The sequence below is a fragment of the Methylomonas sp. LWB genome, assembly GCF_001856095.1.
GTDB lineage: Bacteria > Pseudomonadota > Gammaproteobacteria > Methylococcales > Methylomonadaceae > Methylomonas > Methylomonas koyamae_A.
The window spans coordinates 57,823-82,746 of the sequence record NZ_MKMC01000014.1 but is presented as its reverse complement, the minus strand read 5'-3'; the positions used below and the strand labels follow the sequence as shown (position 1 = coordinate 82,746).

At 57.5% G+C, this 24,924-nt stretch carries 23 protein-coding genes and 1 pseudogene; 19 read left to right on the top strand and 5 right to left on the bottom strand.

Features of this window, described 5'->3' with window-relative positions; translation table 11 throughout:
* Positions 1-25 precede the first annotated feature (25 nt).
* The gene (locus tag BJL95_RS25095; RefSeq protein WP_175463673.1) at positions 26-190 is read right to left on the bottom strand and encodes a hypothetical protein; all 165 of its coding nucleotides are present in this window, start codon (positions 188-190) and stop codon (positions 26-28) included.
* A 35-nt stretch (positions 191-225) separates the two neighbouring features.
* Between BJL95_RS25095 and BJL95_RS26020 the strand changes: the two are divergent.
* The 10 genes and pseudogenes from BJL95_RS26020 to BJL95_RS08985 all read left to right on the top strand — a co-directional run.
* Positions 226-1,176: pseudogene (locus tag BJL95_RS26020) on the top strand (anion permease); the annotation flags it as partial.
* Between the two features lie 13 nt (positions 1,177-1,189).
* Positions 1,190-1,831: a DUF47 domain-containing protein gene (locus tag BJL95_RS09025; RefSeq protein ID WP_064024739.1), complete on the top strand. Its 642-nt coding sequence runs from the start codon at positions 1,190-1,192 to the stop codon at positions 1,829-1,831.
* A 170-nt stretch (positions 1,832-2,001) separates the two neighbouring features.
* Complete coding sequence (locus BJL95_RS09020; RefSeq protein ID WP_217631670.1) at positions 2,002-2,610, top strand: glutathione S-transferase N-terminal domain-containing protein; 609 nt, start codon at positions 2,002-2,004, stop codon at positions 2,608-2,610.
* Entirely contained in the window at positions 2,607-2,990 is a 384-nt protein-coding gene (locus BJL95_RS09015; RefSeq protein WP_064024737.1) for a ClpXP protease specificity-enhancing factor, read from the top strand. The genes BJL95_RS09020 and BJL95_RS09015 overlap by 4 nt, the downstream gene beginning before the upstream one ends.
* Before the next feature lie 142 nt (positions 2,991-3,132).
* Positions 3,133-3,510, top strand: a complete 378-nt coding sequence (locus BJL95_RS09010; protein ID WP_071157293.1) for a 4a-hydroxytetrahydrobiopterin dehydratase — start codon at positions 3,133-3,135, stop codon at positions 3,508-3,510.
* Positions 3,511-3,520: 10 nt separating this feature from the next.
* Positions 3,521-4,780, top strand: coding sequence for a formylmethanofuran dehydrogenase subunit B (locus BJL95_RS09005; RefSeq protein WP_071157291.1), 1,260 nt, complete (start codon positions 3,521-3,523; stop codon positions 4,778-4,780).
* Positions 4,781-4,789: 9 nt separating this feature from the next.
* Entirely contained in the window at positions 4,790-6,454 is a 1,665-nt protein-coding gene (locus tag BJL95_RS09000; RefSeq protein WP_071157289.1) for a formylmethanofuran dehydrogenase subunit A, read from the top strand.
* Positions 6,451-7,347 (top strand): formylmethanofuran--tetrahydromethanopterin N-formyltransferase, encoded by an 897-nt coding sequence (gene fhcD, locus BJL95_RS08995; RefSeq protein ID WP_071157287.1) that lies wholly within the window; start codon positions 6,451-6,453, stop codon positions 7,345-7,347. Before BJL95_RS09000 ends, fhcD begins: the two co-directional genes overlap by 4 nt.
* On the top strand, positions 7,344-8,162 hold the full coding sequence (locus BJL95_RS08990) for a formylmethanofuran dehydrogenase subunit C (RefSeq protein ID WP_071157285.1): 819 nt from the start codon (positions 7,344-7,346) through the stop codon (positions 8,160-8,162). Before fhcD ends, BJL95_RS08990 begins: the two co-directional genes overlap by 4 nt.
* 40 nt (positions 8,163-8,202) lie before the next feature.
* Positions 8,203-9,054 (top strand): radical SAM protein, encoded by an 852-nt coding sequence (locus BJL95_RS08985; protein ID WP_071157283.1) that lies wholly within the window; start codon positions 8,203-8,205, stop codon positions 9,052-9,054.
* On the opposite strand, the gene BJL95_RS08980 is transcribed toward BJL95_RS08985, so the two are convergent.
* From BJL95_RS08980 to BJL95_RS08970, 3 genes are all read right to left on the bottom strand, one after another.
* Positions 9,051-9,305: a hypothetical protein gene (locus BJL95_RS08980; protein ID WP_071157281.1), complete on the bottom strand. Its 255-nt coding sequence runs from the start codon at positions 9,303-9,305 to the stop codon at positions 9,051-9,053. The genes BJL95_RS08985 and BJL95_RS08980 overlap by 4 nt on opposite strands.
* Positions 9,306-9,408: 103 nt before the next feature.
* A complete protein-coding gene (locus BJL95_RS08975) occupies positions 9,409-10,335 on the bottom strand; it encodes a hypothetical protein (protein WP_064030982.1) in 927 nt (308 codons plus the stop codon).
* Between the two features lie 131 nt (positions 10,336-10,466).
* Positions 10,467-10,670: a cold-shock protein gene (locus BJL95_RS08970; protein ID WP_064030983.1), complete on the bottom strand. Its 204-nt coding sequence runs from the start codon at positions 10,668-10,670 to the stop codon at positions 10,467-10,469.
* Between the two features lie 263 nt (positions 10,671-10,933).
* On the opposite strand from BJL95_RS08970, the gene clpB reads away from it, so the two are divergent.
* The 4 genes from clpB to phoR all read left to right on the top strand — a co-directional run bounded on the left by clpB (position 10,934) and on the right by phoR (position 16,899).
* Positions 10,934-13,507: an ATP-dependent chaperone ClpB gene (gene clpB, locus BJL95_RS08960; protein ID WP_071157276.1), complete on the top strand. Its 2,574-nt coding sequence runs from the start codon at positions 10,934-10,936 to the stop codon at positions 13,505-13,507.
* 229 nt (positions 13,508-13,736) lie between these two features.
* Complete coding sequence (locus tag BJL95_RS08955; protein WP_071157274.1) at positions 13,737-14,789, top strand: glyceraldehyde 3-phosphate dehydrogenase NAD-binding domain-containing protein; 1,053 nt, start codon at positions 13,737-13,739, stop codon at positions 14,787-14,789.
* Between the two features lie 136 nt (positions 14,790-14,925).
* Entirely contained in the window at positions 14,926-15,618 is a 693-nt protein-coding gene (phoB, locus tag BJL95_RS08950) for a phosphate regulon transcriptional regulator PhoB (protein WP_064030987.1), read from the top strand.
* 6 nt (positions 15,619-15,624) lie between these two features.
* Positions 15,625-16,899 carry a phosphate regulon sensor histidine kinase PhoR gene (phoR, locus tag BJL95_RS08945; RefSeq protein WP_071157271.1) on the top strand — a complete coding sequence of 425 codons (1,275 nt, stop codon included), beginning with the start codon at positions 15,625-15,627 and terminating at the stop codon, positions 16,897-16,899.
* Here the strand turns inward: phoR and BJL95_RS08940 are convergent.
* On the bottom strand, positions 16,896-19,043 hold the full coding sequence (locus BJL95_RS08940) for a sensor domain-containing diguanylate cyclase (RefSeq protein ID WP_071157269.1): 2,148 nt from the start codon (positions 19,041-19,043) through the stop codon (positions 16,896-16,898). The two genes, phoR and BJL95_RS08940, sit on opposite strands and share 4 nt — an antisense overlap.
* Positions 19,044-19,210: 167 nt before the next feature.
* On the opposite strand from BJL95_RS08940, the gene BJL95_RS08935 reads away from it, so the two are divergent.
* The 5 genes from BJL95_RS08935 to BJL95_RS08915 all read left to right on the top strand — a co-directional run bounded on the left by BJL95_RS08935 (position 19,211) and on the right by BJL95_RS08915 (position 24,914).
* Positions 19,211-20,602: a cytochrome ubiquinol oxidase subunit I gene (locus BJL95_RS08935; RefSeq protein ID WP_071157267.1), complete on the top strand. Its 1,392-nt coding sequence runs from the start codon at positions 19,211-19,213 to the stop codon at positions 20,600-20,602.
* Entirely contained in the window at positions 20,592-21,665 is a 1,074-nt protein-coding gene (gene cydB / locus BJL95_RS08930) for a cytochrome d ubiquinol oxidase subunit II (RefSeq protein WP_071157265.1), read from the top strand. Before BJL95_RS08935 ends, cydB begins: the two co-directional genes overlap by 11 nt.
* A gap of 88 nt (positions 21,666-21,753) precedes the next feature.
* Positions 21,754-22,332, top strand: a complete 579-nt coding sequence (locus BJL95_RS08925) for a DUF502 domain-containing protein (RefSeq protein ID WP_071157263.1) — start codon at positions 21,754-21,756, stop codon at positions 22,330-22,332.
* A 38-nt stretch (positions 22,333-22,370) separates the two neighbouring features.
* Positions 22,371-22,862: a CinA family protein gene (locus BJL95_RS08920; RefSeq protein WP_071157261.1), complete on the top strand. Its 492-nt coding sequence runs from the start codon at positions 22,371-22,373 to the stop codon at positions 22,860-22,862.
* 93 nt (positions 22,863-22,955) lie between these two features.
* Positions 22,956-24,914, top strand: a complete 1,959-nt coding sequence (locus BJL95_RS08915) for a diguanylate cyclase (RefSeq protein WP_071157259.1) — start codon at positions 22,956-22,958, stop codon at positions 24,912-24,914.
* Positions 24,915-24,924 lie beyond the last annotated feature (10 nt).

Sequence of the window (24,924 nt, the reverse complement as noted above, 5' to 3'; positions counted from 1 at the left end):
GATTGGCGTGCGCAACCGATCATGGTCAACTGGCTAATCGCAATAAATTGCCGACGCCGACCAGTATCATCAAACCGGCACTGAGGTTTTCGATGCGCGGCAGCCAAACCCCCAACTGCTGACGCAAGCGTCCACCGAAGTAAGCCACGCCCAAACCGTAAACCAAGGCCGGCACCGTAATCGCGCCCAAGCCGAAACCGATTCGATTACACCAACGGCTTCCACGACGCCTCCAACATCCTTTCCGGTGTCATCGCTTCCAGAGCGATGACACCGCTTCAGGCCATGTTATTGGTCGCTATCTTCGAATTTCTCGGCCCGTTGCTGGGCGGCACCACCGTCGCCGATACCGTCGGTTCTTTGCTGGATTTGTCCGTGCCGCCGCGCCCGGTCGGCCTGACCGCCGTTCTGTCCGGATTGGCCGCGGCGGTGGCGTGGAATTTTTTCACCTGGTGGCGCGGACTACCGTCGTCATCCTCGCATGCGCTGGTAGGCGGCTTGATCGGCGCGGCCCTGGCCTCCTCCGAGCCGATCCCGATGGACTGGGGAATCGCAGCCCTCCTCCACGGCCGCATCCAAGGCTTCGCCAAGGTATTGCTGGCACTGTTTCTGTCGCCGTTCCTGGGTTTCGCGGTCGGATTCGCGCTGCAGCGCGCTACGATGTTCCTGCTGCGCGCCGCCCATCCGTCCATCAACCGCCGCCTGTGCCAAGCCCAGTGGTTGACCGCCGCAGGCTTGGCGTTCTGCCACGGCGCCAACGATGCGCAAAAAAGCATGGGCATACTGACTCTGTTGCTGCTGCTCAGCGGACAAATCGCGACCTTTCAGGTGCCGGTGTGGGTAATGGCTGCTTGCGCGACCGCGATGACGGCCGGCGCCCTAACCGGCGGCTGGCGCATCGTCCGCACCTTAGGATTTGCGATCTATAAAATTCGGCCGATACACGCCTTGAACTCGCAACTGACCGCCTGCTCGGTGATTGCGGCTTGCTCGATGCTAGGAGCGCCGGTTTCGACCACTCACGTCGTTGCGTCAGCCATTACCGGCATCGGCGCCTCGGACCGACCTAGACAGGTACGCTGGGGCAAGGCCGGCGAAATCGTGCTGGCCTGGTTGATCACGATTCCCGGCTCGGCGCTACTGGCCGCGTTGATCGGCCGGCTCGCCCAAATCTAACTCTCTAACCGACATGTCCGACTCGCAAAACCGTTTAGCCGCACGGCTGTTTCAGCGCATTTTTCCGAAAACCGCCGACTTCTACCTGTTACTGCACCAGCAATGCCAACAAGTGTGCATCACCGTGGACAATTTGGTCCGCTACATGAACGAGGAAAACCCGCAAGCCGACGAAATGTTGAAAAAGGACGAGCACGATGCCGACCGAATCCGAATGCGTAATTTGCACGAATTGAACAGTTCGTTTGCCACCCCGATAGACCGCGAAGACATTTACCGGGCCATCGCCGCGCTCGACAACATCGTGACCTATTGCAAGAGCACCTATAACGAGATGGAGGCACTGCAATTGAATCCGGACGATTATTCGAAGGCGATGGTCGCGGAATTGCAGATCGGCATCAAAGCCCTCGAGCAAGGCTTCGCGGTATTGGGCAAGCGCCCGCGCGACGCCGAAACGCACGCATTCGCCGCGCGCCATTCCGAGCGCCGGGTCGAAAAGATGTACCGCAAAGCCATTGCCGAATTGTTTCAGGGCCAGGACTACCTGGACATGTTCAAGCGCCGCGAACTATACCGCCACCTGTCCAACGCCGCCGACCGGGTCCACGCGACCGCCAACATCCTCGAAGACATCATCGTCAAGCTGGGCTAATGCCCGTCTCCGCCAGCGCCGAAGCCGGAAATTTCCTGGCCTCGACGCCCGCCCGGCGCCCTGGGGCCGCCACAATTCGCCAGGCAACCATGCTACAATTCCGGCGGTTAGAATCGTGTTCAATTAATGAGGTTCACTTCGTGGCAAACATTAGCAGCCGAAAATCCGCAATGATTCTTTTTAGCTCACAGAATTGCATCATGAGCCATTGCGCCCGCCTCGTTGTTCACGAAAAAGGCGTTCCCGCCGACATCGAATATTTCGATCCGACCGACCCGCCCGAAGACCTGCTGGAACTCAATCCGAACGGTAATGCCCCCACCTTCGTGGAGCGCGATCTGGTGCTGTACGACGCCCGCATCATCATGGAATATCTGGACGAGCGTTTTCCACACCCGGCCTTGCATCAAATGGACCCCGTCTCCCGCGCCAACGCCCGAATGCTGATCAAACGCATCGATCAGGATTGGTATCAAATGCTCGAGGAAGCGCAACTGCAAGGCGACAAACGCGCCGCCAAAGCCAAGAAAGTTCTTAGGGAAAGTCTGCTGGCGGCCGCGCCGGTTTTCGATGCCACCACTTATTTCATGGGCGAAGACTATTCGCTGATCGATTGCGCGATGGCGCCTTTTTTATGGCGCCTGGGCAGCGTCGGCATCGACATCAGCTCGCTAGGCAAGGGTATCACCGCTTACGCCAACCGGCTATTCGCGCGCAAGGCCTTTCAGGACAGCCTCAGCCACGACGAAAAAGAACTCATGCAAAGCCAAACCAAATGACGCCACTAAAACCCTACCTGATCCGCTCCATTTACGAATGGATTTTGGATAATAGTCTGACACCCCATCTATTGGTCAACGCCGAACACCCCGGCGTCGTGTTACCCACCGACTTCGTCGAGGACGGCCGCATCGTCCTGAATATTCGCCCCGAAGCCATACAAGGCTTGACCCTGGGTAACGAGGAAGTCCAGTTCAACGCCCGCTTTTCCGGCAAGGCCATGCACATTGTGGTACCCACCAAGGCGGTACTGGCGATTTACGCGAAGGAAAACGGCAAGGGTATGGTCTTCGACCCGGAAGATCAAGACGACGAAACGCCGCCCAGCGCCCCTGAACCGACACCGCCGCAGCGTCCGCAATTGCGGGTTGTGAAATAGCATCCGGCCAAGCCGCGCTCGCCGCCCCGCGTTCCAGCAACGTCCGATAGTGCCGCGCCCCCTCGGAATTCGGGCGATTCGGCTAAAGACACGCTTAACACGGTGCGATAGAATGCCGGGCTAGTTTCGACGGGGAGCTGTGATGACGCACGACACGCCCAAAGTTTTTAGCGACGCCGAAATCGTCGAGCGCTTGAGACGCGAACTGCCGCATTGGTATTACGAAAACGGCTGGATACGCCGCAAGTACAAGACCTCCGGCTGGAAAGCGACATTGATGATCGTCAACGCTGTCGGCCATTTGGCGGAAAAAGCCTGGCACCACCCGGACCTGACAGTTTCCTATGCGTTCGTGATCGTCAAACTGGTCACTCACGCCGCCAAGGGCGTTACCGACAAGGATTTCGCGCTGGCGAAAAAAATCGAGGACGTCGTGCAATGGGATGCCGCCGCCGAATCCGGCGGTATTTTCGAAGGTACGCCGGACGACCCGCGTTTCAAATACATTAAAAAAGACTGAGGACAGCACGATGACTGAAATCACCGAGGTACCCAGCCCGTTCTGCGGTATCGGCACCGACGACTTGGCGATCCGGGTGGACGGCGTTAGCTTGAAAGTGGCCGCCAACGGTTGCGCGGTCAACACGCCGGGCTTCGAACAGCCAATCACCGACACCGCGCCGCGCGTGCGGGGCCAAGCGGTCGATCTGGCAACGGCGGCGGCCAAAGCGGCCGAATTGCTGCGCGGCACCCAGCAACCGGTCATCGCCGGTTGCGCCACCGACGTCAACGGCATGCGCGCGCTGTTGGCGCTGGCCGATAAATCCGGCGCGGTAGTCGATAACGTCAATTTCCCGGCCGCCCGCCGTAACTTGTTGGCGCTGCAGGATTCCGGCTGGATGAATACCACGCTGGCCGAATTGAAAAACCGTTGTGACGTTCTGCTGATCGTCGGTACCGACCTCGAGGCGTTCGCGCCGCGCTTCTTCGAACGCTATTTGTGGAACGAACAATCCATGTTCCTCGACAACACCGCTAGCCGCGACGTGATTTACCTGGGTAAGGCACCGTCCGGCGACGCGTCGACCTCGCCCGCCGGCAAAACCGCGACCGTGCTGACTTGCGCCGACGCCGATCTTCCCGATGTCGTTGCCGTGCTGGCCGCGCTGATTAAAAAGCAACCCGTGCTCGCGCAAAACGTGGCCGGCATTGCCGTAGCCGATCTGCAAGCAGTTGCCGACAAACTGAAAACCGCCCAATACGGCGTAATACTCTGGGGCGCCGCCGCGCTAGCCTACGACCACGCCGAATTGACTGTGCAAACCCTCTGCGGCATCGTCAAGGATATCAATCTGCAAGGCACCCGCTGCTCCGGCTTTCCGCTGGGCGGCCGCGAAGGCGATCAAACCGCCAACCAAGTCTGCGGCTGGACCACCGGTTATCCGGCGCGGGTCAATTTCGCCCGCGGCTACCCGGAATACGATCCGTTTCTATACGACAGCCAAGCCATGCTCGCCAACGGCGAAGCCGACGCCTTGATCTGGGTACACGCTTTCAATGTCAACGCCAAACCGCCAAGGACCACGTTACCGACCATCGTCATCGGCCGTTCCGGCATGACCTTCGAAAAAGAACCCGATGTGTTCATCCCCGTCGGCACACCCGGCATCGACCATGCCGGCCACGCTTACCGTCTGGACAACGTGGTGGCGATTCGTCTGAAAAAACTGAGAGACTCCGGCCTGCCCAGCACCGCCGAGGTGCTGCAAGCCATTGAACAAGCCCTTTAGGATACCGACATGCTGATAAAACTCACAGGCGGCACCGTTTACGACCCGGCCAGCGGCGTAGCCGGCCAGCAACAAGACCTCTTTATTCAAGACGGCCGCATCGTCGATGCGCCAACAGACGGCCGGCCGGTCGATCAAGAATACGACTTGCGCGGCAAGGTGGTGATGTCCGGCGCGATCGACATGCACACGCACATCGGCGGCGGCAAGGGCAACATTGCCCGCACCCTGTTGCCGGAAGACCACCGCTTGGACCCGGTGCACCGCACCCCGGTCACCCGCTCCGGTAACGGTCATGCGATGCCCAGCACCTATGTCGCCGGCTACCGTTACGCCGAAATGGGTTACACCGCCTGTTTCGAACCGGCCGTGCTGCCGATCAACGCCCGCCAGGCGCACATGGAAATGGGCGACACGCCGATCGTCGATAAAGGCGGCTACGTGATGCTGGGCAGCGACGACTTTCTGCTGCGGATGCTGACCGCGAAAAAAGACCAAAAAGCCGTCAACGATTACGTGGCCTGGACCTTGAATGCGGCCAAAGGCATAGGCATCAAGGTAGTCAATGCCGGCGGCATCAACGCCTTCAAATTCAACCAGCGCAAACTGGACTTGGACGAGAAAAACAGCCACTACGACGTCACGCCACGGCAAATCCTGCAAACCCTGGCCCGTGCGGTCAAGGAACTGGGCATCACGCATCCACTGCATGTCCACGGTTGCAACTTGGGTGTACCCGGCAATCTGGAAACCACGCTGAACACCATCCAAGGCATCGAAGGCTTGCCGATGCACTTGACCCACATTCAGTTCCACAGCTACGGCACCGAAGGCGATTTCAAATTTTCGTCCGGCGCCGCGCAGATTGCCGAAGCGATCAACCAAAACAAAAACATCAGCGCCGACGTCGGTCAGATTCTGTTCGGCCAAACCGTCACCGCCTCCGGCGACAACATGCGCCAACACGCCAATCACCGCTTCGCCAGCCCCAACAAATGGGTGTGCATGGACATCGAATGCGATGCCGGCTGCGGCGTGGTGCCGTTTAAATACAAGGACCAAAACTTCGTCAATGCCCTGCAGTGGGCCATCGGTTTGGAAATTTTCCTGTTGGTCGAAGACCCGTGGCGGATATTCCTGACCACCGACCACCCCAACGGCGCACCGTTCACCAGCTACCCGCATTTGATCCGCTTGCTGATGGACCGCAGTTTCCGCAACGACATGCTGGCGACTATCCATCCGGAAGCGCAGAAAATGACCACGTTGGCTTCGATCGAACGCGAATACAGCTTGAGCGAAATCGCCATCATGACCCGCGCCGGCGCGGCCCGCATTATCGGCTTGAAAGACCGCGGCGCATTGAGCCCCGGCAACTTCGCCGACATCACCGTCTACACCGAAAACGCCGACCGCCAAGCGATGTTCACCAAGCCGGATTACGTGTTCAAGGACGGCGAATTGGTGGTCAAAGACGGCGAAGTGGTCAAAGTCACCTGGGGCACCACCCACATCGTCAAACCGGAATACGATTTGGCTATAGAAAGCGAGCTGAAACCCTATTTCGATAAATACCTGACCATGAAACTGGGCAACTTTAAAATCAGCGACGACGAAATCAGCGAAGACGGACGCGGCAGTTTGACGGCGCATCCGTTGAGAGGTGCAGCATGATCATTAATGGCGTAACCATCGACAAAACCTTCGCCGAAGCCTTCCCGATGAAGGCGACGCGAGCCATCATCACCGCCCAGAACGAGAAATGGGCGATGATTTCCGCGCAAGCCATGACCGGCTTTGCCACCTCGGTGATTGCCTGCGGCTGCGAAGCCGGTATCGAACGGGTGTTAAGCCCGGACGAAACCCCGGACGGTCGCCCTGGTGTGGCGATCATGATTTATGCGATGGGCGGTAAGGGCTTGGCCAAGCAATTGGAGACCCGTGCCGGTCAGTGCGTGCTAACTTCGCCGACATCCGCTCTGTTCGCCGGGATTGAAGGCGGCAAGCCGATTCCGTTGGGCAAAAATCTGCGCTTTTTCGGTGACGGCTTCCAGATTGCCAAGAAAATCGCCGGCAAGCGTTACTGGCGTGTACCGGTGATGGACGGCGAATTCCTGACCGAAGCCACCACCGGCATGGTCGATGCGGTCGGCGGCGGCAATTTTCTAGTATTGGCTGAATCGCAACCGCAAGCCTTGGCGGCTTGCGAAGCGGCGATCGACGCGATGAAAAAAACCCCCAACGTCATCATGCCCTTCCCCGGCGGCGTGGTGCGTTCCGGCTCCAAGGTCGGCTCCAAATACAAAGCCTTGAGTGCGTCGACCAACGATGCCTTCTGCCCGACCTTGAAGGGCGTGACCAAGACCGACCTGTCGCCGGAAATCGAGTCGGTGATGGAAATCGTCATCGACGGTTTGTCCAAAGAAGACATCGACAAGGCGATGCGGGTCGGCATTCAAGCGGTCTGCGAACTGGGCGCGGCCAACGGTATTAAGCGCATCAGCGCCGGCAACTATGGCGGCAAACTCGGCCCGTTCCACTTCCATCTACAGGAGATCATGGCATGACCACGTTGACCTTCACTCTGATAGAGACGCCACTGCCGGTGCAACGCGTAGATATGTCGCCGCTGGTCTGCCAAAAATTGGCCGGTTTGAGCCTGGACCAGATCGCCGCGATCGAATTGCCGTCCGGCAAACGCAAACTGCGGGTCGATCAATTGTTTCACATTAACGGCAGCAATCCCGACGACATCAGCATCGTCGGCAGTACCGACAAGCTGGATTTCATCGGCAAGGAACTCGCCAACGGCAGCATCAGCGTGCAAGGCGACGCGGGCGCTTATTTGGGGATGCAAATGAAGGGCGGCACGATTTCGGTGATCGGCGATGTCGGCATTTACGCGGCTTGCGAAATGAAAAACGGTTTGATCCAGATCGAAGGCAATGCCGGCGATTTCGTTGGCGGCGCATTGCCCGGCAACAAGCAAGGCATGAAGGGCGGCACGGTTTTAATCAAAGGCAACGTCGGCCAGCGTTGCGGCGACCATTTGCGCCGCGGCCAGATTCTAGTCGAAGGCGATGCCGGCGACTATTGCGGCTCCCGCATGGTGGCCGGCACGATCGCGGTGATGGGCAAGGTCGGCCGTTACGCCGGCTATGCAATGCGACGAGGCACCTTGTTGCTGTGGAATCAACCGCAATTGCCGGCCACCTTCAATGATTGCGGCTCGCATACCCTGGCATTTCTGCCCATGTTGTTCGCGTCGTTCAAAACCCTGAACTCCCGCTTTGCCGACAACGGCGTCGCTTTCAACCGGGTCAGACGCTTCGGCGGCGACATGGCGGAAACCGGACGCGGCGAAGTGTTGGTCAAGCTATAAAATCGCAGACTCCTAGCCGATTTCGTTCCTTGCCGGAGATATGGTTAGACCGCTAACCACCGCCAACCACGACCGCGACAGTGCCGGGCTAAAATACGTGTATCCGGTGATGTCGCGGCGGGCGGGTGGGCTATCGATAGGCATCAACTTCAACCCAAATAACGCTTGCAACTGGCGTTGCGTGTATTGCCAAGTCCCCAATCTTACTCGCGGTGCCGCGCCCACCCTGGATTTCGAGGTACTCGAACGGGAATTGCAGGGCTTTTTGGAGTGGGTGTTACGTGGCGACTTTTTCGATGCTTACGATGTCGCCGCCGAACAGCGCGTCGTCAAGGACATTGCGATTTCCGGCAACGGCGAGCCGACCAGTCTAAAATCCTTCGACCGAGCCATCCGCCTGATAGGGGAAATCGGCCTGGAAAGCGGCATATTGCCGACCGGCAACTTGGTATTGATCAGCAACGGCAGTCTGGTACATCAAAAACCTGTCCAAGCCGGACTGGCCGAATTGGCGAATTGCGGCGGCGAGCTTTGGTTCAAGCTGGACAGTGCCACTAGCGCTGGCCGAAACTTGCTGAACCACGCCAAATTGAGTCAAGCCAAGCTGATCGAACATCTGCAAATCGCCAGCGATTTATGCCCAACCAAATTGCAAACCTGTATTTTGCATTATCGACAGGCTTGGTCAGACGCCGAAAAAGCCGCGTATTTGGCCTTGCTGGCGGAACTAAAATCCAGAAACATTAAAATCGCGAAAATACTGTTGTACAGTCTGGCCCGACCGTCGTTGCAACCGGAGGCAGGTGAATTGAGAGGCGCAGATTTAAGTGAAATGACGCGTTTTGCCGCCGACATCGAAGCTCTGGGCTACGATGTCGGCGTCAGCCTTTAGGCCTTGACGTCGAGGAGCGCCCCGACCATTTTTTCGTGGGTCTTCAGTAATTTGACGCCTGCGGAATTCTCCAGCTCGGCTTCCTTCAAACTGACGATAGGTTTAAACAATTCGGTCGGCGCGATATCTTGCGAGCCGCCGACTTCGTCTTTTTGGACAGGCAACGTAGCGATGGTTTGAGCGGCCGTGGCCGCTTTCTGCTGAGCGTTGCTGATCAGGTTGGTGGCACTATTCAGTACATTGCTAATCATGGCGTACCTCCTGCAAATCAAGTTTGCATCATACCGCTAGTCATAGCGGCCGCCTAGGCGGAAACTTGAATTTCCGGTGGTTTATCCAATGACGATCACAAAGTCAGCTACGGGACCTATCGAACAGTTTTTTGTAAACGTCCAGTAAAACCGGCAAGCCGTGCTGATTGAACAGCCGCCAAGCGTAACCGACCAGCCGAATCAACCCGCTCATCGCGCGTTCCACCGCGCGGTCGCCACCCAGTTGCTTGAATTTGGCTTCGACAATCCTACTCCATTGCGGCTTGGGCTCGCCTTGGCTATCGACAAACACTTGGTTGTACGCCCACATTTCCAACACCGAAACCAACCACATAAACCCAAAAGAGATGGCCATGCCGGCACCGGCAAATATCACCAGCCAGGCAAACATCGGATTGAGCTTAGTCAACCACCAGGACAAGATATCCACCAGCAGAAACACATAGGGCATGCCGATCGCGATCGACTTGTATTTCAGCGTACTGGTCTCGGAAAAGCTAAAGATTAGTCCGACCAACATAAAGATAAAGCTAATGCCGAACAAGTGGATATGCGACACCCTGGTCAGCGACGTGAACGTGGCGCCTTCGTCTTCCTTGGCCAATTCCTTTAAGACGTTGAAGTCGCTAAAGTCCGGCAGCGAAGCCTCTTTGTTGTGGCACATCACACAGCGGCTCTCGATGATTTTATCGATACCGTCATCGACAAAATCATCCTTGTCGGCACCGTCCCGCACCCATTGGATGATGGCAAACCGCTCTTTCTCCGAGGCATTGTCCTTCATCGAGCCGTTCAATTTCGTCTCCAGCATCGTGCCGGACCGATTCCCGTAGTAACTATAAACGATGTCGTCTATCGACAAGCCGAACTTGCCGTCGGCCAAACCGTGCGTAAACAGAATCTGGATCAGCGCGACCAGATAACCCACCGCGACCGTTGTCAAATAACCGGTAAACAACACCTTAACGGGGATATCCAACTGCCTTAACGTAGAAAATTCGCGGGCCATGCGGTCCTCCGGGAGAAGTGAAGCTTTATTATAACTGTGTTAAAACTCGAGATTTTGAAATAGACTGTTAACGATTGACAAAAAAAAGGCCCTTGCGAACAAGAGCCTGTTTCGATTCTTCCGAAACTGAATTATTTCGGCTGAACGTTGGCGGCAGTCAGGCCTTTGGGACCGGATTCAATTTCAAATTCCACCGATTGCCCAGGGGACAGAGTCTTAAACCCTTCGCCCAAGATCACCGAATGGTGGACGAAAACATCTTCCTTACCTTCGGAAGGCTCGATAAACCCAAACCCTTTGGTGTTGTTGAACCACTTTACAGTGCCTGTTGCCATACAAAAACTCCTACGAATTAAAACCAAAATTTACCCGAACAAACCGCCGCGCTCACGGATTTCACCCGTCGAGCCACGTCATTTCGGCGAATCGAGTCTCGGCATTGTACTGTGATTTATTCGGCATGACCACTGAGCACGACCACACCGCCATCACCGGCCGGCCATTCAAAATATTAGCGATTTTTAATATATAGCCGCTTGAAATCGCTCGTCCACCGCCCCATCTCAGCGGCAACATCATTACAATCGAGGTACCTACCATGCGTATGGACAAACTCACCAGCAAATTCCAGCAAGCGCTCGGGGACGCTCAAAGCTTGGCTTTGGGCAAGGATCATCAGTTCATCGAACCGCTGCACGTCATGCTGGCCTTGCTGGACCAGGAAGGCGGCAGCATTAAACCTTTGCTGCAACAGATTGGCGTGCAGATCAATACGTTTCGCGGCGATCTGTTGAAGGAAATCGACCGGCTCGCCAGCGTTTCCGGCGCGGGCGGCGACGTGCAAATTTCCAACGAACTGTCGCGGACGCTCAACCTGACCGACAAATTGGCGCAAAAACGTAAAGACGCCTACATCTCCAGCGAATTGTTCTTGTTGGCGGCGCTGGAAGGCGGCGGCGCGCTACAAAACTTGCTGAAACGCGCCGGCGTAACCGCGCCGGCCGTCGAAAAAGCCGTCGAAAATCTGCGCGGCGGCCAAGCCGTTAACGACGCCAATGCCGAAGATCAACGCCAGGCTCTGAAAAAATACACGATCAATCTGACCGAACGCGCCGAGCAAGGCAAACTCGATCCAGTGATCGGCCGCGACGACGAAATCCGCCGCACCATCCAGGTTCTACAACGCCGTACCAAAAACAACCCGGTGCTGATCGGCGAACCCGGCGTCGGTAAGACGGCCATCGTCGAAGGCCTAGCCCAGCGCATCGTCAACGGCGAAGTGCCGGAAGGCATCAAAGGTAAGCAATTGCTGTCGTTGGACATGGCCGCGCTGATCGCCGGCGCCAAGTTTCGGGGCGAATTCGAGGAACGCCTGAAAGCGGTGCTCAACGACATCGCCAAACTCGAAGGCCAGGTGATTCTGTTCATCGACGAACTGCACACCATGGTCGGCGCCGGCAAGGCCGAGGGCGCGATGGATGCCGGCAACATGCTCAAGCCGGCCCTGGCGCGCGGCGAACTGCATTGCGTCGGCGCTACCACGCTAGACGAATACCGCCAATACATCGAAAAAGACGCCGCGCTGGAACGCCGATTCCAAAAAGTCTTGGTCGACGAACCCAACGTCGAAGACACCATCGCCATCTTGCGCGGTTTGAAGGAACGCTACGAAATCCACCACAGCGTCGACATCACCGACCCGGCCATCGTCGCGGCGGCGATGCTGTCGCACCGCTACATTTCCGACCGGCAACTGCCGGACAAGGCCATCGACTTGATAGACGAAGCCGCCAGCCGGATTCGGATGGAAATGGATTCCAAACCGGAAGCGATGGATAAACTCGACCGGCGCCTGATCCAGCTCAAGATCGAACGCGAGGCCTTGAAAAACGAAACCGACGCCGCCTCGAAAAAGCGTCTGGAGACCTTGCAGGACGAGATCGGCGAACTGGAAAAGGAATATTCCGATTTGGATGAAATCTGGAAAGCCGAAAAAGCCGCGCTGCAAGGCACCGCCACGATCAAGGAAAGACTGGAACACGCCAGACTGGAGTTGGAAGCCGCCCGCCGCGCTCAAGATTACGCGAGGATGTCCGAACTGCAGTACGGCGACATTCCCAAACTGGAAAAGGAACTGGATCTGGCGTCGCAAGCCGAGATGCAGGAAACCACGCTGTTGCGCAGCAAGGTCACCGAAGAAGAAATCGCCGAGGTTGTCTCCAAATGGACCGGCATTCCGGTTTCGAAAATGATGGAAGGCGAGCGCGAAAAGCTATTGCGGATGGAAGACGAATTGGCCAAACGCGTGATCGGTCAGACCGAAGCCCTGAAAGCGGTCAGCAACGCGATCCGCCGCTCTCGGGCAGGATTGTCCGATCCGAACCGTCCCAACGGGTCCTTTTTGTTCTTGGGACCGACCGGCGTCGGCAAAACCGAACTGTGCAAGGCCCTAGCCGAGTTCATGTTCGACACCGAAGAAGCGATGGTCCGCATCGACATGTCCGAATTCATGGAGAAACACTCGGTGGCCCGCTTGATAGGCGCCCCGCCGGGCTACGTCGGCTACGAAGAAGGCGGCTATTTGACCGAGGCGGTGCGCCGCAAGCCTTATTCGGTGATCTTGCTCGACGAAATCGAGAAAGCCCATGCCGACGTGTTCAACGTGCTGCTGCAAGTGCTGGACGACGGCCGGTTGACCGACGGCCAGGGCCGCACGGTGGATTTTAAAAACACCGTGGTGGTGATGACCTCGAACCTGGGTTCGCAGGTCATCCAAGAGCTAGTGGGCGAGGAGAACTACAGCGACATGAAAGACGCGGTCATGGACATCGTCGGCCAGCATTTTCGGCCGGAGTTCATCAACCGAGTCGATGAAGCCGTGGTATTCCATCCGCTCGGCCAGGGCCAAATTCGCGCGATCTGCAAAATTCAGATCGACTTGCTACGGAGCCGTTTGGCCGAAAAGGATATCGACCTGAACGTCAGCGAAACCGCGCTGGATTTGCTCGGCGAAGCCGGCTTCGATCCGGTTTACGGCGCGCGGCCACTGAAACGCGCGATTCAACGCCAACTGGAAAACCGACTGGCCAACGAAATTTTGTCCGGCCACTACCTGCCCGGCGACACCGTCAAGGTCGATCGCGCCGCCGACGGGCTTACCTTCGGCAAATGACGGCAGGGGCCGGTCCGGAATTCTTTCCGGCAACCGGCCCGTCCCATCCGGGTTTTCGACGATCCGCCCGGCGTTCGGCTTGACTAAATCGATGGCTTGCTCTAGCTTCAATCTGGCTTGCATATCAACTATAACAATCAAGCCCCGCCATGAATCCAAGTATCACGCTTCGTACCGCGCCACCGACCTTCGCTCCCGTCCTCCCGCTCGATACCGGAGACTCGAAACGATGAGCTTACGCGTCGGTATCGTCGGACTCGGTCGCATCGGTGGCGGTGTGCTCCGCAACAATTTTCTGAACGACCCCGCGGGTCGCTTTGACATTCGCGTGATCTGCGACGTGATGCCGATCGACCACGTTGCCTACCTGATCGCCCACGACAGTACATACGGCCGGCCGCCGTTCGCGGTGGACCACGACGGTAGCGACTTGCTGTTGGGCGACCGGCGGATACGCTATCAACGCGTCGATCGGCGCCGTCGGCCGCCGGAGAACGACAGCTACGGCATGCTGCGGCCCTTTGAACTGGACGTGTTGTTCGACGCCACCGGTACCGCGGCTATCGGCGACTTCCGCGCCTTGCTCGATCAGCGCGTCGCCAAAAAAATTCTCTGTACCTGGAACGTCGCGGGTTGCGATCTCAGTCTGGTTTACGGAGTCAACCACGACGAATATGACCCGGCACGTCACCATGTCGTCTCGGCCAGCACCTGCACCGGCAACGCGATGGCGCCGATTTGCGACATTCTCGACCGCCACATCGGCATCGACTACGCCCGTATCGTCACGATCCACCCGGAGTTGTCGGATCAAAAAGTCCTGGACGGCTACCACCCTTCCTCCCAACTCGGCCGGGCTTGCGCGGTATCCATCGTTCCTACCACGACCAACGTGGCTAAATCGACCGAACTGGTGCTACCGCAGTTGGCCGGGAAGCTGGAAGCCCTGTCCTACAGAGTACCAACCGCCATCGTCTCGGTGATCGACATCGCGGCGGTCTTGGCTAGGGACTCCAGCCAGGAAGAAGTCGCCGACCTGCTTTACGACTATTCCGAGCATCGTCTGACCGGCATTCTTTCCTGCGAATACGGCGCCTGGGGGCACCAAAAAGCCAGCATCGACTACCTGGCCAGTCCCTACTCGGCAATCGTGCTGATGAAGCATTTAAGCCTCGGCAACCGTCGTCATCTGGGTCTCGCCTTGATGCACGACAATGAATTCGGCTACTGTTGCCGGGTTCTGGATGTACTGGGCGTGATGGCCGCGAACCCGTCCAGCTGAAGCCATCGCCTCCCTCCATCAAGGCCGCGCTGGGCCGGTCCGCTACCGCGCCGGCCGATATTTTTTGTCACAAACAGGTAATATATCGCTGCTAGATTAGCTAAGTCATTGCTACCTAGCCTTTTATGGAACCTATATGCCCAACTTGAACATCCTGGTTGTCGAAGATGAAGAAGCTATCAGGGAAATGCTGGCCATGGTGCTGGAACAAGCCGAATTTCAAGTCATATCCGCCGGCAGTGCCGAGCAAGCGATGCAAGCCCTGGCCGACAACCGGGTGGATTTGATCGTGCTGGACTGGATGCTACCCGGTATTAGCGGCGTCGAACTGGCCAAGCGTCTGAAAAACGAGCCCGGTTTCAAAGAACTCCCCATCATTCTGCTCACCGCTCGCAGCGAGGAAGAAGACAAAATCCGCGGCCTGGAAATCGGCGCCGACGATTACGTCACCAAACCCTTTTCCCCGAAAGAATTGGTCGCCCGAATCAAGGCAGTGATGCGGCGAAGCGGCAAGTTGTCCGAATCCGGCCAACTCAGCGTTGGCGACCTGACGCTGGACACCGAACAACATCGTTTGATGATCGGCGGCCGCAGTCTGGAAGTCAGCCCCACCGAATTCAGACTGATGCAATTTTTCATGACCAATCCCGACAAGGTCTATAGCCGCACGCATTTGCTGGATCAGGTATGGGGACGTAGCGTTTATATCGAAGAACGCACCGTCGATGTGCACATCCGCCGTTTACGCAAAATTCTGGCGACCTACGGCCGGGAAGAACTAATCCAAACCGTGCGCGGCTTCGGCTACCGGTTTTCGATGGCGGATTGACACTCGATGCAGCGCTGGCAACGCGAACTGAATATCGTCATCGGCTTATTGATCCCCACGCTGTTGATCAGCGTGTTCTTCGGCCATCTGACCGAACTGCTGCTGGCCGTCTCGTTATTACTACTGACCAAGCAAACCATCAGCATCAACCGCCTGGAGCGCTGGCTAAGCCAGGGTGGCGTTGGCGAACGCAGCCACTTCAAAGGGATTTGGGGCGACATTTACTACCATTTGTATAAAATTCGCCGCAGTCAGAAACGCCGCAAGAAAAAGCTCGGTAAGATGCTGGACCGGTTCCGCAAATCCACCGACGCACTGCCCGATGCCGTCGTCGTGTTAGGCAGCTACGGCGAAATCGAATGGAGCAACAAGATCGCTCACGATTTTCTGGGCTTGAAAAAGTCCGATACGGGCCACCGCATTCCGAATCTGGTCCGCCACCCGCTGTTTATCCAATACCTGAAAGACCAGGATTATCGGCAGAAAATCAGCATCCCTTCTCCGGTTAACGAAAACCTGATCCTGCAAATCGGCATCGTACCCTACGGTAACGGCTTGCGTCTGCTGATGGCGCAAGACATCACCCATTTGAAGGCCATCGAGCGGATGCGCACCGACTTCGTCGCCAATGTCTCGCACGAATTACGCACCCCGCTGACGGTACTGCGCGGTTACCTGGAAACCCTGCAGGAAATGGAAAACGGTCCGAGCGTCTATACCCGCTCGTTTCAGAACATGTCGGCGCAAACCGAGCGCATGCAAATGCTGATCGACGACCTGCTGCTGCTCGCTCGTTTGGAAAGCAAGGCCAAAAAATCCGAATGTGTCCAGATAGCCGATCTGCTGGGCCAAGTCTGCCACGAAAGCGACTTGCTGGAAAAAGACGAACGCCGAGTCACGCTGAGCCTCGCGAGTACCGCCAACCTGCGCGGCGATGCGCTGGAACTGCGCGGCGCATTCAGCAATCTGCTCGGCAATGCGCTGAAGTATTCGCCGCCGCGCTCGCCGGTGCAGGTGCGCTGGGACAATCTTCCGGACGGCAGCGTGTGTCTGGAAGTCGAGGATTTCGGTCAAGGCATTGCCAGCAACGAGATCCCCAGGATTACCGAGCGCTTTTATCGCGCCGACGTCAAACGCAATCAGAAAATCGCCGGAACCGGCCTGGGTTTAGCCATCGTCAAACACGTGCTGGTGCGTCACGATGCCAAATTGGAAATCGAAAGCCAGTTAGGCAAAGGCAGTCGGTTTCGTTGCGTGTTCCCCAAACAAAGGCTGTGTTAAATGTCGATCAACCCGAATTGATTGAAGAACGCGTAGCGGCCGGCTTCGCAACGGCGTAGCGCGTGAATCGCCGAGCGCTGCAGGCCTTCGGCATCCGAGGCATCGATAGGGCTCAACGCAATTCCGATACGGCAATTCAACAAGCCGACCGCCTCCACCCCCGCATAAGGTTTAGCCAAAAGCTCGGCCAAATGGCCGGCCAGTTTGGCGATACTATCGATCTTATCCAACTCAGACAGCAAAACGGCAAACTCCGCGCCGTCCAAGCGGGCAACGATGTCGGTTTCGCGAATGCCACCGACCAAACGTTGCGCCACTTCCTGCAACACACTATCGCCCTTCGCATAGCCCAGGCTTTCGTTAAGCTCCTTGAAACGATCGAAACTGACGATCATCAACGCCAACAGGGCGCCGCTACGCTGGGATTTTTTGACTTCCTGATCCAAGCGGGCGCACAACATGCGACGATTCCCTGCACCGGTCAACGGGTCGAAATTGGCCTGCTGCCATAATTGCTCTTCGGTCAGCTTTCGGTGAGTAATATCAAAAAACACCCCGATCCGCCGCAGTTCCAATCCGTTGCGATCGAATATCGTGTTAATCGTCAACAGCTCCACATAGAGTTCGCCATTTTTCCGCCGATTCCAGATTTCGCCCCGCCATTGCCCGGTCGCTTGAATGGCCGCCCACATTGCTTGAAAAAATGCCGCATCGTGGCGCCCAGAACCGAGCATCCTGGCATTTTTTCCGATGACTTCCTCCGCGGCATAACCGGTAATATCGGCGAACGCCGGATTTACCGAGACAATTAACCCGTCGAGGTCGGTAATCATCATCGCCTCGCTGCAACCTTGGTAGAACAACATCGCCAATTGCCTATCTTCCTCGGCTAATTTGGAATCAGTCACATCCTGAACGATTCCCGCCATCCGGGCGGGGCGTCCTGGCAAATAGCAGCCGGCGATCCGAATCCAACGTTTTTCACCATCAGCGCGGCGGATTTCGCATTCCACGTCGCAATTGGCGGCCGCCCCGATCGCTTGGCGAAAACGAGCGTCGACCGCTTCGCGATGGCCCGGCAGCAGGTGATCGAGCAACATCTGATAACTCCAAACCCTGCGCATTTGCGAATACCCGAATATCCGATCATGGGTTGGCGTACGCTGCACGTCCTTGCTCTCCAAATCCAAGTCCCAAGCTCCAGCGCCGATGGTGTCCAACGCAAATCCCATTCGGGCTTCGCTCTGCCGCAAAGCCCGCGTGTATTGTTCTTTGTCGAACAGCATTAACGCTAACGGGATCCCGACCGCTGCGAAAATCAGTAGATAAAACCAGATACTCAGCAAGCCTTCCTGGACGCCGTTGCCGACAAACGGCCCAACTCCGTGCTCGAGGCCCCATAAGGATTGCACTGCGGTCATCGTAATTAACAAGGTTACGCCGTGGCCGCCAAATCGGGCCGCCGCCCAAATTACAAACATAAAAGGCCAATAGGATTTGGCGAAATCGCCGAACAAATCCGGCCACCAAGCCAAAAACACTGTTTGACCGCATACCGCGCTAAGCGCGATAAATGCGAGGGCTTCAGGCAAGCGCCTTGGCGCGAACCAATCCAAGGGCCAATCCTTCCAGATCAGCACCAACGGCGTCAGCAATGCCATGCCGAACACGTCGGCCATCCACCAATGCAGCATACTGTCGAACGCACTATCCAGCGCCACATGACCGGCGAACAGCAATATCATCGGCCCGATTAACGCGCTGAATCCGGCACTAAACACGGCGGTGATACCCAGCCAGACGAAGTCGCGCGGATGTTTCAGCGCTGGCGAAAAGCCCGAATGGCCGGATAAAAACCAGGCACCCAACCAGGATTCCAGTGTATTGCCGACAGCAATGCCGGCGGAAATGGCCAAGGAGTCGTCGACCAACAGCCCCGCCAGCAACGCGCCGACAAAAACGGCCGGGACGAAGCGCCATCCCCCCAAAATAATTGCAACCAAGCCCAATCCGGACGGAAACCAGACCAAGGTGACGCCGCCGGCATCGGAAAAAAAAGCCAGCACCAGCTTGGCCAGCGCCGCATATAGCAGGGCAACCCCGATAACCTTCAAGAATACAGTGACGCCGGATTGTGATTTCATAACGTGACACGGAAAGACACTTGCCCAGAAGTGTACAACAAGCAACCTCATTCACCAGCCAGCCTCCGGCGATTTTTTGCGAGCCGAGTCAGGAAACAAAAACTGCCGCCTGACTTCACCATACCTCTATAATTGCCGGCATTTTTGACCCTGCCAAAGAGGTGGACATGATTTCGGAAACCGTTATCGAGCTATCGCGCGGCCAATTCGCGATGACGGCTACCCAGCATTTCTTGTTCATGCCGGTAAGCCTCGGACTGTCGTTGACGCTGGCCGTGCTGGAAACGCTATCCGCCCGCGACGCCCGTTATGCCGCTCTAGCCGCATTCTGGGGTAAGCTGTTCGGCATCGGCTTTACACTCACAGCGGCAACAACGTTGATCCTGCTCTGCCAATTCGGCAGCCACTGGTCGTATTTTGCCCACTATGCCGGCGACGCGATCGGTTTGGCGCTATTGACGGCCTGCGCCGGCTTTTTCGCCACCGCCCAGGCGATCGGCCGTATGCTGTTCGGCGGCCAATATTTGCCCGGCATGCGCCGAGCCCTGCTGGCGTGGACCGCATGCCTGGGTTGCCACGTCGCTCTGCTAGGATTCGTATTGGCAAACGCCTGGATGCAATACCCGCTAGGCAGCGACTTCAATCCGCAAACCTTCCGTCTGGAATTGACCGACCCCGCCAGCTTGTTTCGCAATCCGGTGCTGACTGCAAAATTCCTGCACGCGGCGCTGGCCGGCTACGCAACCGCCGCCGGGCTGATGCTGGCGGTTAGCGCGTCGTGGCTGCGGCACGGCCGCGATCACGCGGTCGCCGCAACGGCTTACCGCTTGAGCGGAGTGATGGGCTTGACTGCTGTGTTAGCAGCAATGGCAGTCGGCGATACCAGCATTTTCCAGCCCACTAGCCCACAGGCCGGCAAATTCGCCGCCATTCACGGCCTGTCGCCCGATGAATTGATCGCCGAGCATGACCAGCGCATTCGCAACGGCGTCAACGCCTACGAAATGCTCCAAGCGATCCGCGACGACAAACGCGAACCACAATTGCTCGCCGATTTCGCCGCGGCCAAGGCCGATCTGGGCCATGCCTTATTACTAAAACGTTGGAAAGACGGCGTTAGCGGCGCCAGCGAAGCGCAGATTCAACAAACCGCGCGAGCCAGCGTACCGCCGCCCGAGCCCATCCGTTGGGGCTACCGAATCATGGTCGGCTGCGGCGTATTGCTGACTCTGAATTTTCTGGCCGGCATCGCCTTCGCATTCGGCTGGCTAGGCTCCCCGGCGATACTAAAAGCCCACCTGTACGCCCTGCCGCTACCCTGGCTGGCCAGCGGGGCCGGTTGGTTTATTGCCGAATACGGCCGCCAACCCTGGTTAGTCGCCGACGCGCTGCCGATTTGGTTGGGCGTATCGCTCGGCAACCCGAACGATTTATGGACCGGCCTAGGCCTTTACGCGCTGGCTTACGGCAGCTTATTGAGCCTAGGGCTGATCCTGGCTAACCGAGCCGTCGCCGCCGGCCTCGGTGCAATCTCAGAGGAAATTCGTCATGGTGCTTGATTATTCGATTCTTCGGTTGGCGGCCTGGGCACTGCTCAGCCTGTTTGCGATCGGCGTCAGCCTGACCGTCGCCGCCGAACTCGGCGCCGCCAGCCTGTGGCCGGCGTTGAACGCCAATGAATCGCAACGTAGAGTCTTGACCGAGCAATCGGCCGCCGTTACCGCCGGCAATCTGGCTTGGTTGGCGGCGTTGGTCGCACTATTGTTTTTCGGCTGGCCCAGCGTTTACGCGGCAGTGTTTTCCAGCTTTCAAGCCTTATTGCCCTTTTTACTGATTCCGCTAGCGCTGAGACCCTTTGCGTTATATGTCCGCTCCAGCCTACCCACCGATTGGTTGGAAAAATGGGACCGGGGCCTGTTTCTCGGCGCACTATTGCCGACTTTTCTTCTCGGCGTGATGATAGGCAATTTGATCAAAGGACTTCCGTTTCATCTGCAAAGCGACATGCGGATCGCGCTGCTCGGCAATTTGGGCGGCTTGTTCAACCCTTTTTCGATGTTGGTCGGCGCGGTTGCGACGACGGCGGCAACCAGCTTAGGCGCACTCCAGTTGCAATTGAGCGGCGACACGGAAATTTCCGCACGCGCCAAGGCCCTCGCTCTGCCGTTGGGGCTGAGCTTTTTGAGCCTGTTCGCATTGACCGGACTGTGGATCACTCATCTGGAAGGCTACCATGTCACCACCGACATCGCACCGCTGGGGCCCTCCAACCCGCTCAGCAAATTCGTCAGACGCGGCGACGGCCTTTGGCTGGACAATTACGAACACGAACCCGCGCTGATTGCGATACCCGCGCTGGTGTTTATCGCCGGTATCGCTATGCTGATCTGCTCTAGTCGCGATAAAGCGTATTGGGGCTCGCTAGCCGCCGCGGTGGCGATGGCAATGCTGGTCCTGACGGCGGGCGTATCGCTGTTTCCGTTTTTGGCGCCATCCAATATGTCTTTGAACAGCTCGCTAACGGTTTGGGACGCGAGTGCCAGCGAAACCGCGTTGCACGCGCTGTTAATTTTCGGTGGGATACTATTTCCGCTGATGGCGATTTCCAGCCGCTGGCGTTAGCGGGAACCCGCTGAGTTTGTGTCGCTCGAACAAACCTGATAAAACCTTAGTTTCCTGACAACTATAACTACAAAATGGTAGGCGCAATATGAAGAAAATCCTGAACCACACTCTGATCGGCGTACTGGCATTCATTCCGATCATGGTCATCGTCCAAATCGTGCTGTTCGTCAAGGACCGACTGGCCGATTTATTTCAATTCGTTTACGGCTATTCGGACAACTATCTGGTGACCTTTCTGCTGTTTGCCGCCAGTTTTGCGACCATCACCTACGTCGGCCACCGGGTCAGCCTGGGCCGATTTTCGATTATCGCGATGTTCGAACATCTGATCGAGCGAATTCCGCTGCTCAGCACCATTTATCGGGTTACCAAAAAACTGGTCAACATGATTGCCGGGCACCAGCTTCGGGAGCCGCGCGAAGTGGTTTACGTCGAGTATCCGAAAGAAGGCATTTGGGTACCGGCCTACGTGACCAACAAGACCGACGACCGCTACGTGTTGTTCGTACCGACCTCGCCCAACCCAACCTCCGGCTTTGCGGTGATCGTCCATGAATCGAAAGTGATTAAATCGGAAATGAGCATCGAACAAGTCACCAGCTTCATCATCAGCGTCGGCGCCGATTTCGAAAAAGTTGCCGAAATCAAAAAGCTGCCGAGTTAAACCGCTTCGCGACCACGCTTGCCGAACCTAGGGTAGACATGACCGACGACGCCGAAGCCCTCGCGGCTCGCTTGGGCGCGGCCTTGAAGCAACGGGGCTGGCGCATCGCCGTCGCCGAATCCTGCACCGGCGGCGGGATTGCCCATGCCATTACCGAGGTCGCCGGCAGCTCGGAATGGTTCGATAGAGGTTTCGTGACCTACAGCAACGCCGCCAAAGTTGAGTTGCTGGGGGTCCCGCAAACCACGCTGGACAGCGTCGGCGCGGTCAGCCCGGAAACCGCGCTTGCGATGGTGGCCGGCGCGCTAAACCGTAGCCAAGCCGACTTGGCGGTGGCGGTCACCGGCATCGCCGGTCCCGGCGGCGGCACGCCGGACAAGCCGGTCGGCTTGGTGTATATCGCGTTGCAAAGCAGCGACCAACCGGCTTGTTGCCAACGTCAACAATTTCAGGGCAGCCGCCGCGATATCCGTCGGCAAACCGTAGCTTTCGCGCTGCAATGGGCTTTACAAACCGCCGCTCCGAGTTAGATATTCCCTCGCTTTCGCGCAATTTGTAGGAATTTGCTTACAATTCCCGAGACTTCAACTGCTTAACACGCCCGAATCGCCGATCCGCACACCATGACTATCGTTCCGGTATTACAAGCCTTTTTCGGAAACGCCAGCCTTGATCGCCGGCGCTGGTGGGGACCGGTCGCGATCGGCATCGCTTACTATCTAGGCGCGGTGCTGGGCGTCAAAGCCTCGGTCATGTCCGAGGGGATAGCGATTTTCTGGCCGCCGAACGCGTTCCTGCTGGCGGGATTTTTACTGAATCCACCGCGGATGTGGCCGGCCTATGCCCTGGCAGCAGTACCGGCCGAGATTGCCGCTGATCTGCCAACCTTCCAACCGCATCAAGCCTTGTTGTTCGTCGCGGTCAACATTCTGGAAACGCTGATCGCCGCCAGCCTGATTAAGCTCACCTGCCGCTGGCCGTTCAAACTGGACACCCTTCGCCAAGTCGCAATGTTTGGCCTGTTCGCTCTGATCGTGGCCAGCGGCGTCGCCGGCCTGCTCGGCGCCGTGGTTTACGTGACGACCTCGGCCGACACGGTCTCGTTTTGGAGCGAATGGCGTATCTGGTGGTTTGGCGACAGTCTGGGACTGTTGACGATCACCCCGGTGCTGCTCGGCTGGCTGCAGGTGCAATCGAATTTGTGGGACACGCCGCCCGCCGATAGGCCGGTCGAAGCCGCCTTGTTGTTGGCGGTCACGATACTGGTCGGCTTGTGGATTTTCTCGCTGCCGGACTATCTGACGACCCGTTATCCGGCCAGCCCCATCCTGATGTTGCCGCTGACGATCTGGGCCGCAGCCCGCTTCGGACTGCGCGGCGCCGCTTCCCTGAATCTGCTGATCGCTATGATCGCTATTGCCGGCACGGTTGCCGGTCGCGGCCATTTCGTGTCAATGAATCAAGCCGACAATGTGCTCCGCTTGCAAGAATATCTGGCGGCCTTGGCGTTTTCATCGTTGGCGCTCGCTGCGCTGCTACAAGAATTGCGGCAACAAAACGTCCGGCTGCGCGCACTAAGCCGGGCCGTCGAAACCGTCCATGCCGGCATCGTCATTACCGATCCGACCAGCCCGGACAACCCGATTATTTACGTCAACAAAGGCTTCGAAGCCATCACCGGCTACCGGCGCCGCGACGCCATCGGCAGAAACCCGCGCTTCCTACAAGACCCGGAAGCCGATACGCGCAAAATTCAAGCCTTGCGTAACGCGATAGAACAAGGCCAACGCATCCGCTGCACGCTGCGCAATCGCCGTAAGAACGGCTCCTTGTTTTTTAACCGGATGACGATAGACCCGGTTTTGGACGAAACGGGGCGGGTCAGTCATTACATCGGGGTTCAACACGACATCACCGACATCGTTGTCGGGGAGCAAGCCCTGCGAAACGCCCATCGGCAATTGGAACTGATCAACCTGGATCTGGAAAATCGGATCGAACAACGCACCCGCGAATTGAAATCGGCCAACGAGCAACTGGCCAAGCTGGCCGCCACCGATCCGCTGACCGGGGCCTACAACCGCCGCCACTTCATGACGCAAGCCAACGCCGAACTCAAACAGGCGAACCGGCACGGCCGAACCCTATCGTTAATCGCGCTGGACATCGATCATTTCAAGCAGATTAACGATCATCACGGACACGGCGTTGGCGATCGCATTTTGGTCATGTTGACCGAATCGGTGATGCCGATTTTACGGCCGCGCGACCTATTCGCCCGTTTCGGCGGCGAGGAATTTTGCGTGTTATTGCCGGAAACCGGCGCCAACGAAGCCAGCGCAATCGCCGAACGTCTGCGAGGCGCGGTCGCCGAACTGAGTTTCTCGCTCGGCGATGCCGCGCCGATTCGCTTTACGGTCAGTGCCGGCGTCGCCGAATGCCAGCCCAATGCCTTCGATATCGACACGTTGCTGGAATTGGCGGACCGCGCACTGTATGCCGCCAAGCAAGCCGGTCGCAATGCCGTCAGAATTCATTCATCCTTGCAAGCCCCTCCCCGCCCGGAACCCGAACCCGCCTGAAGCCCTAGCA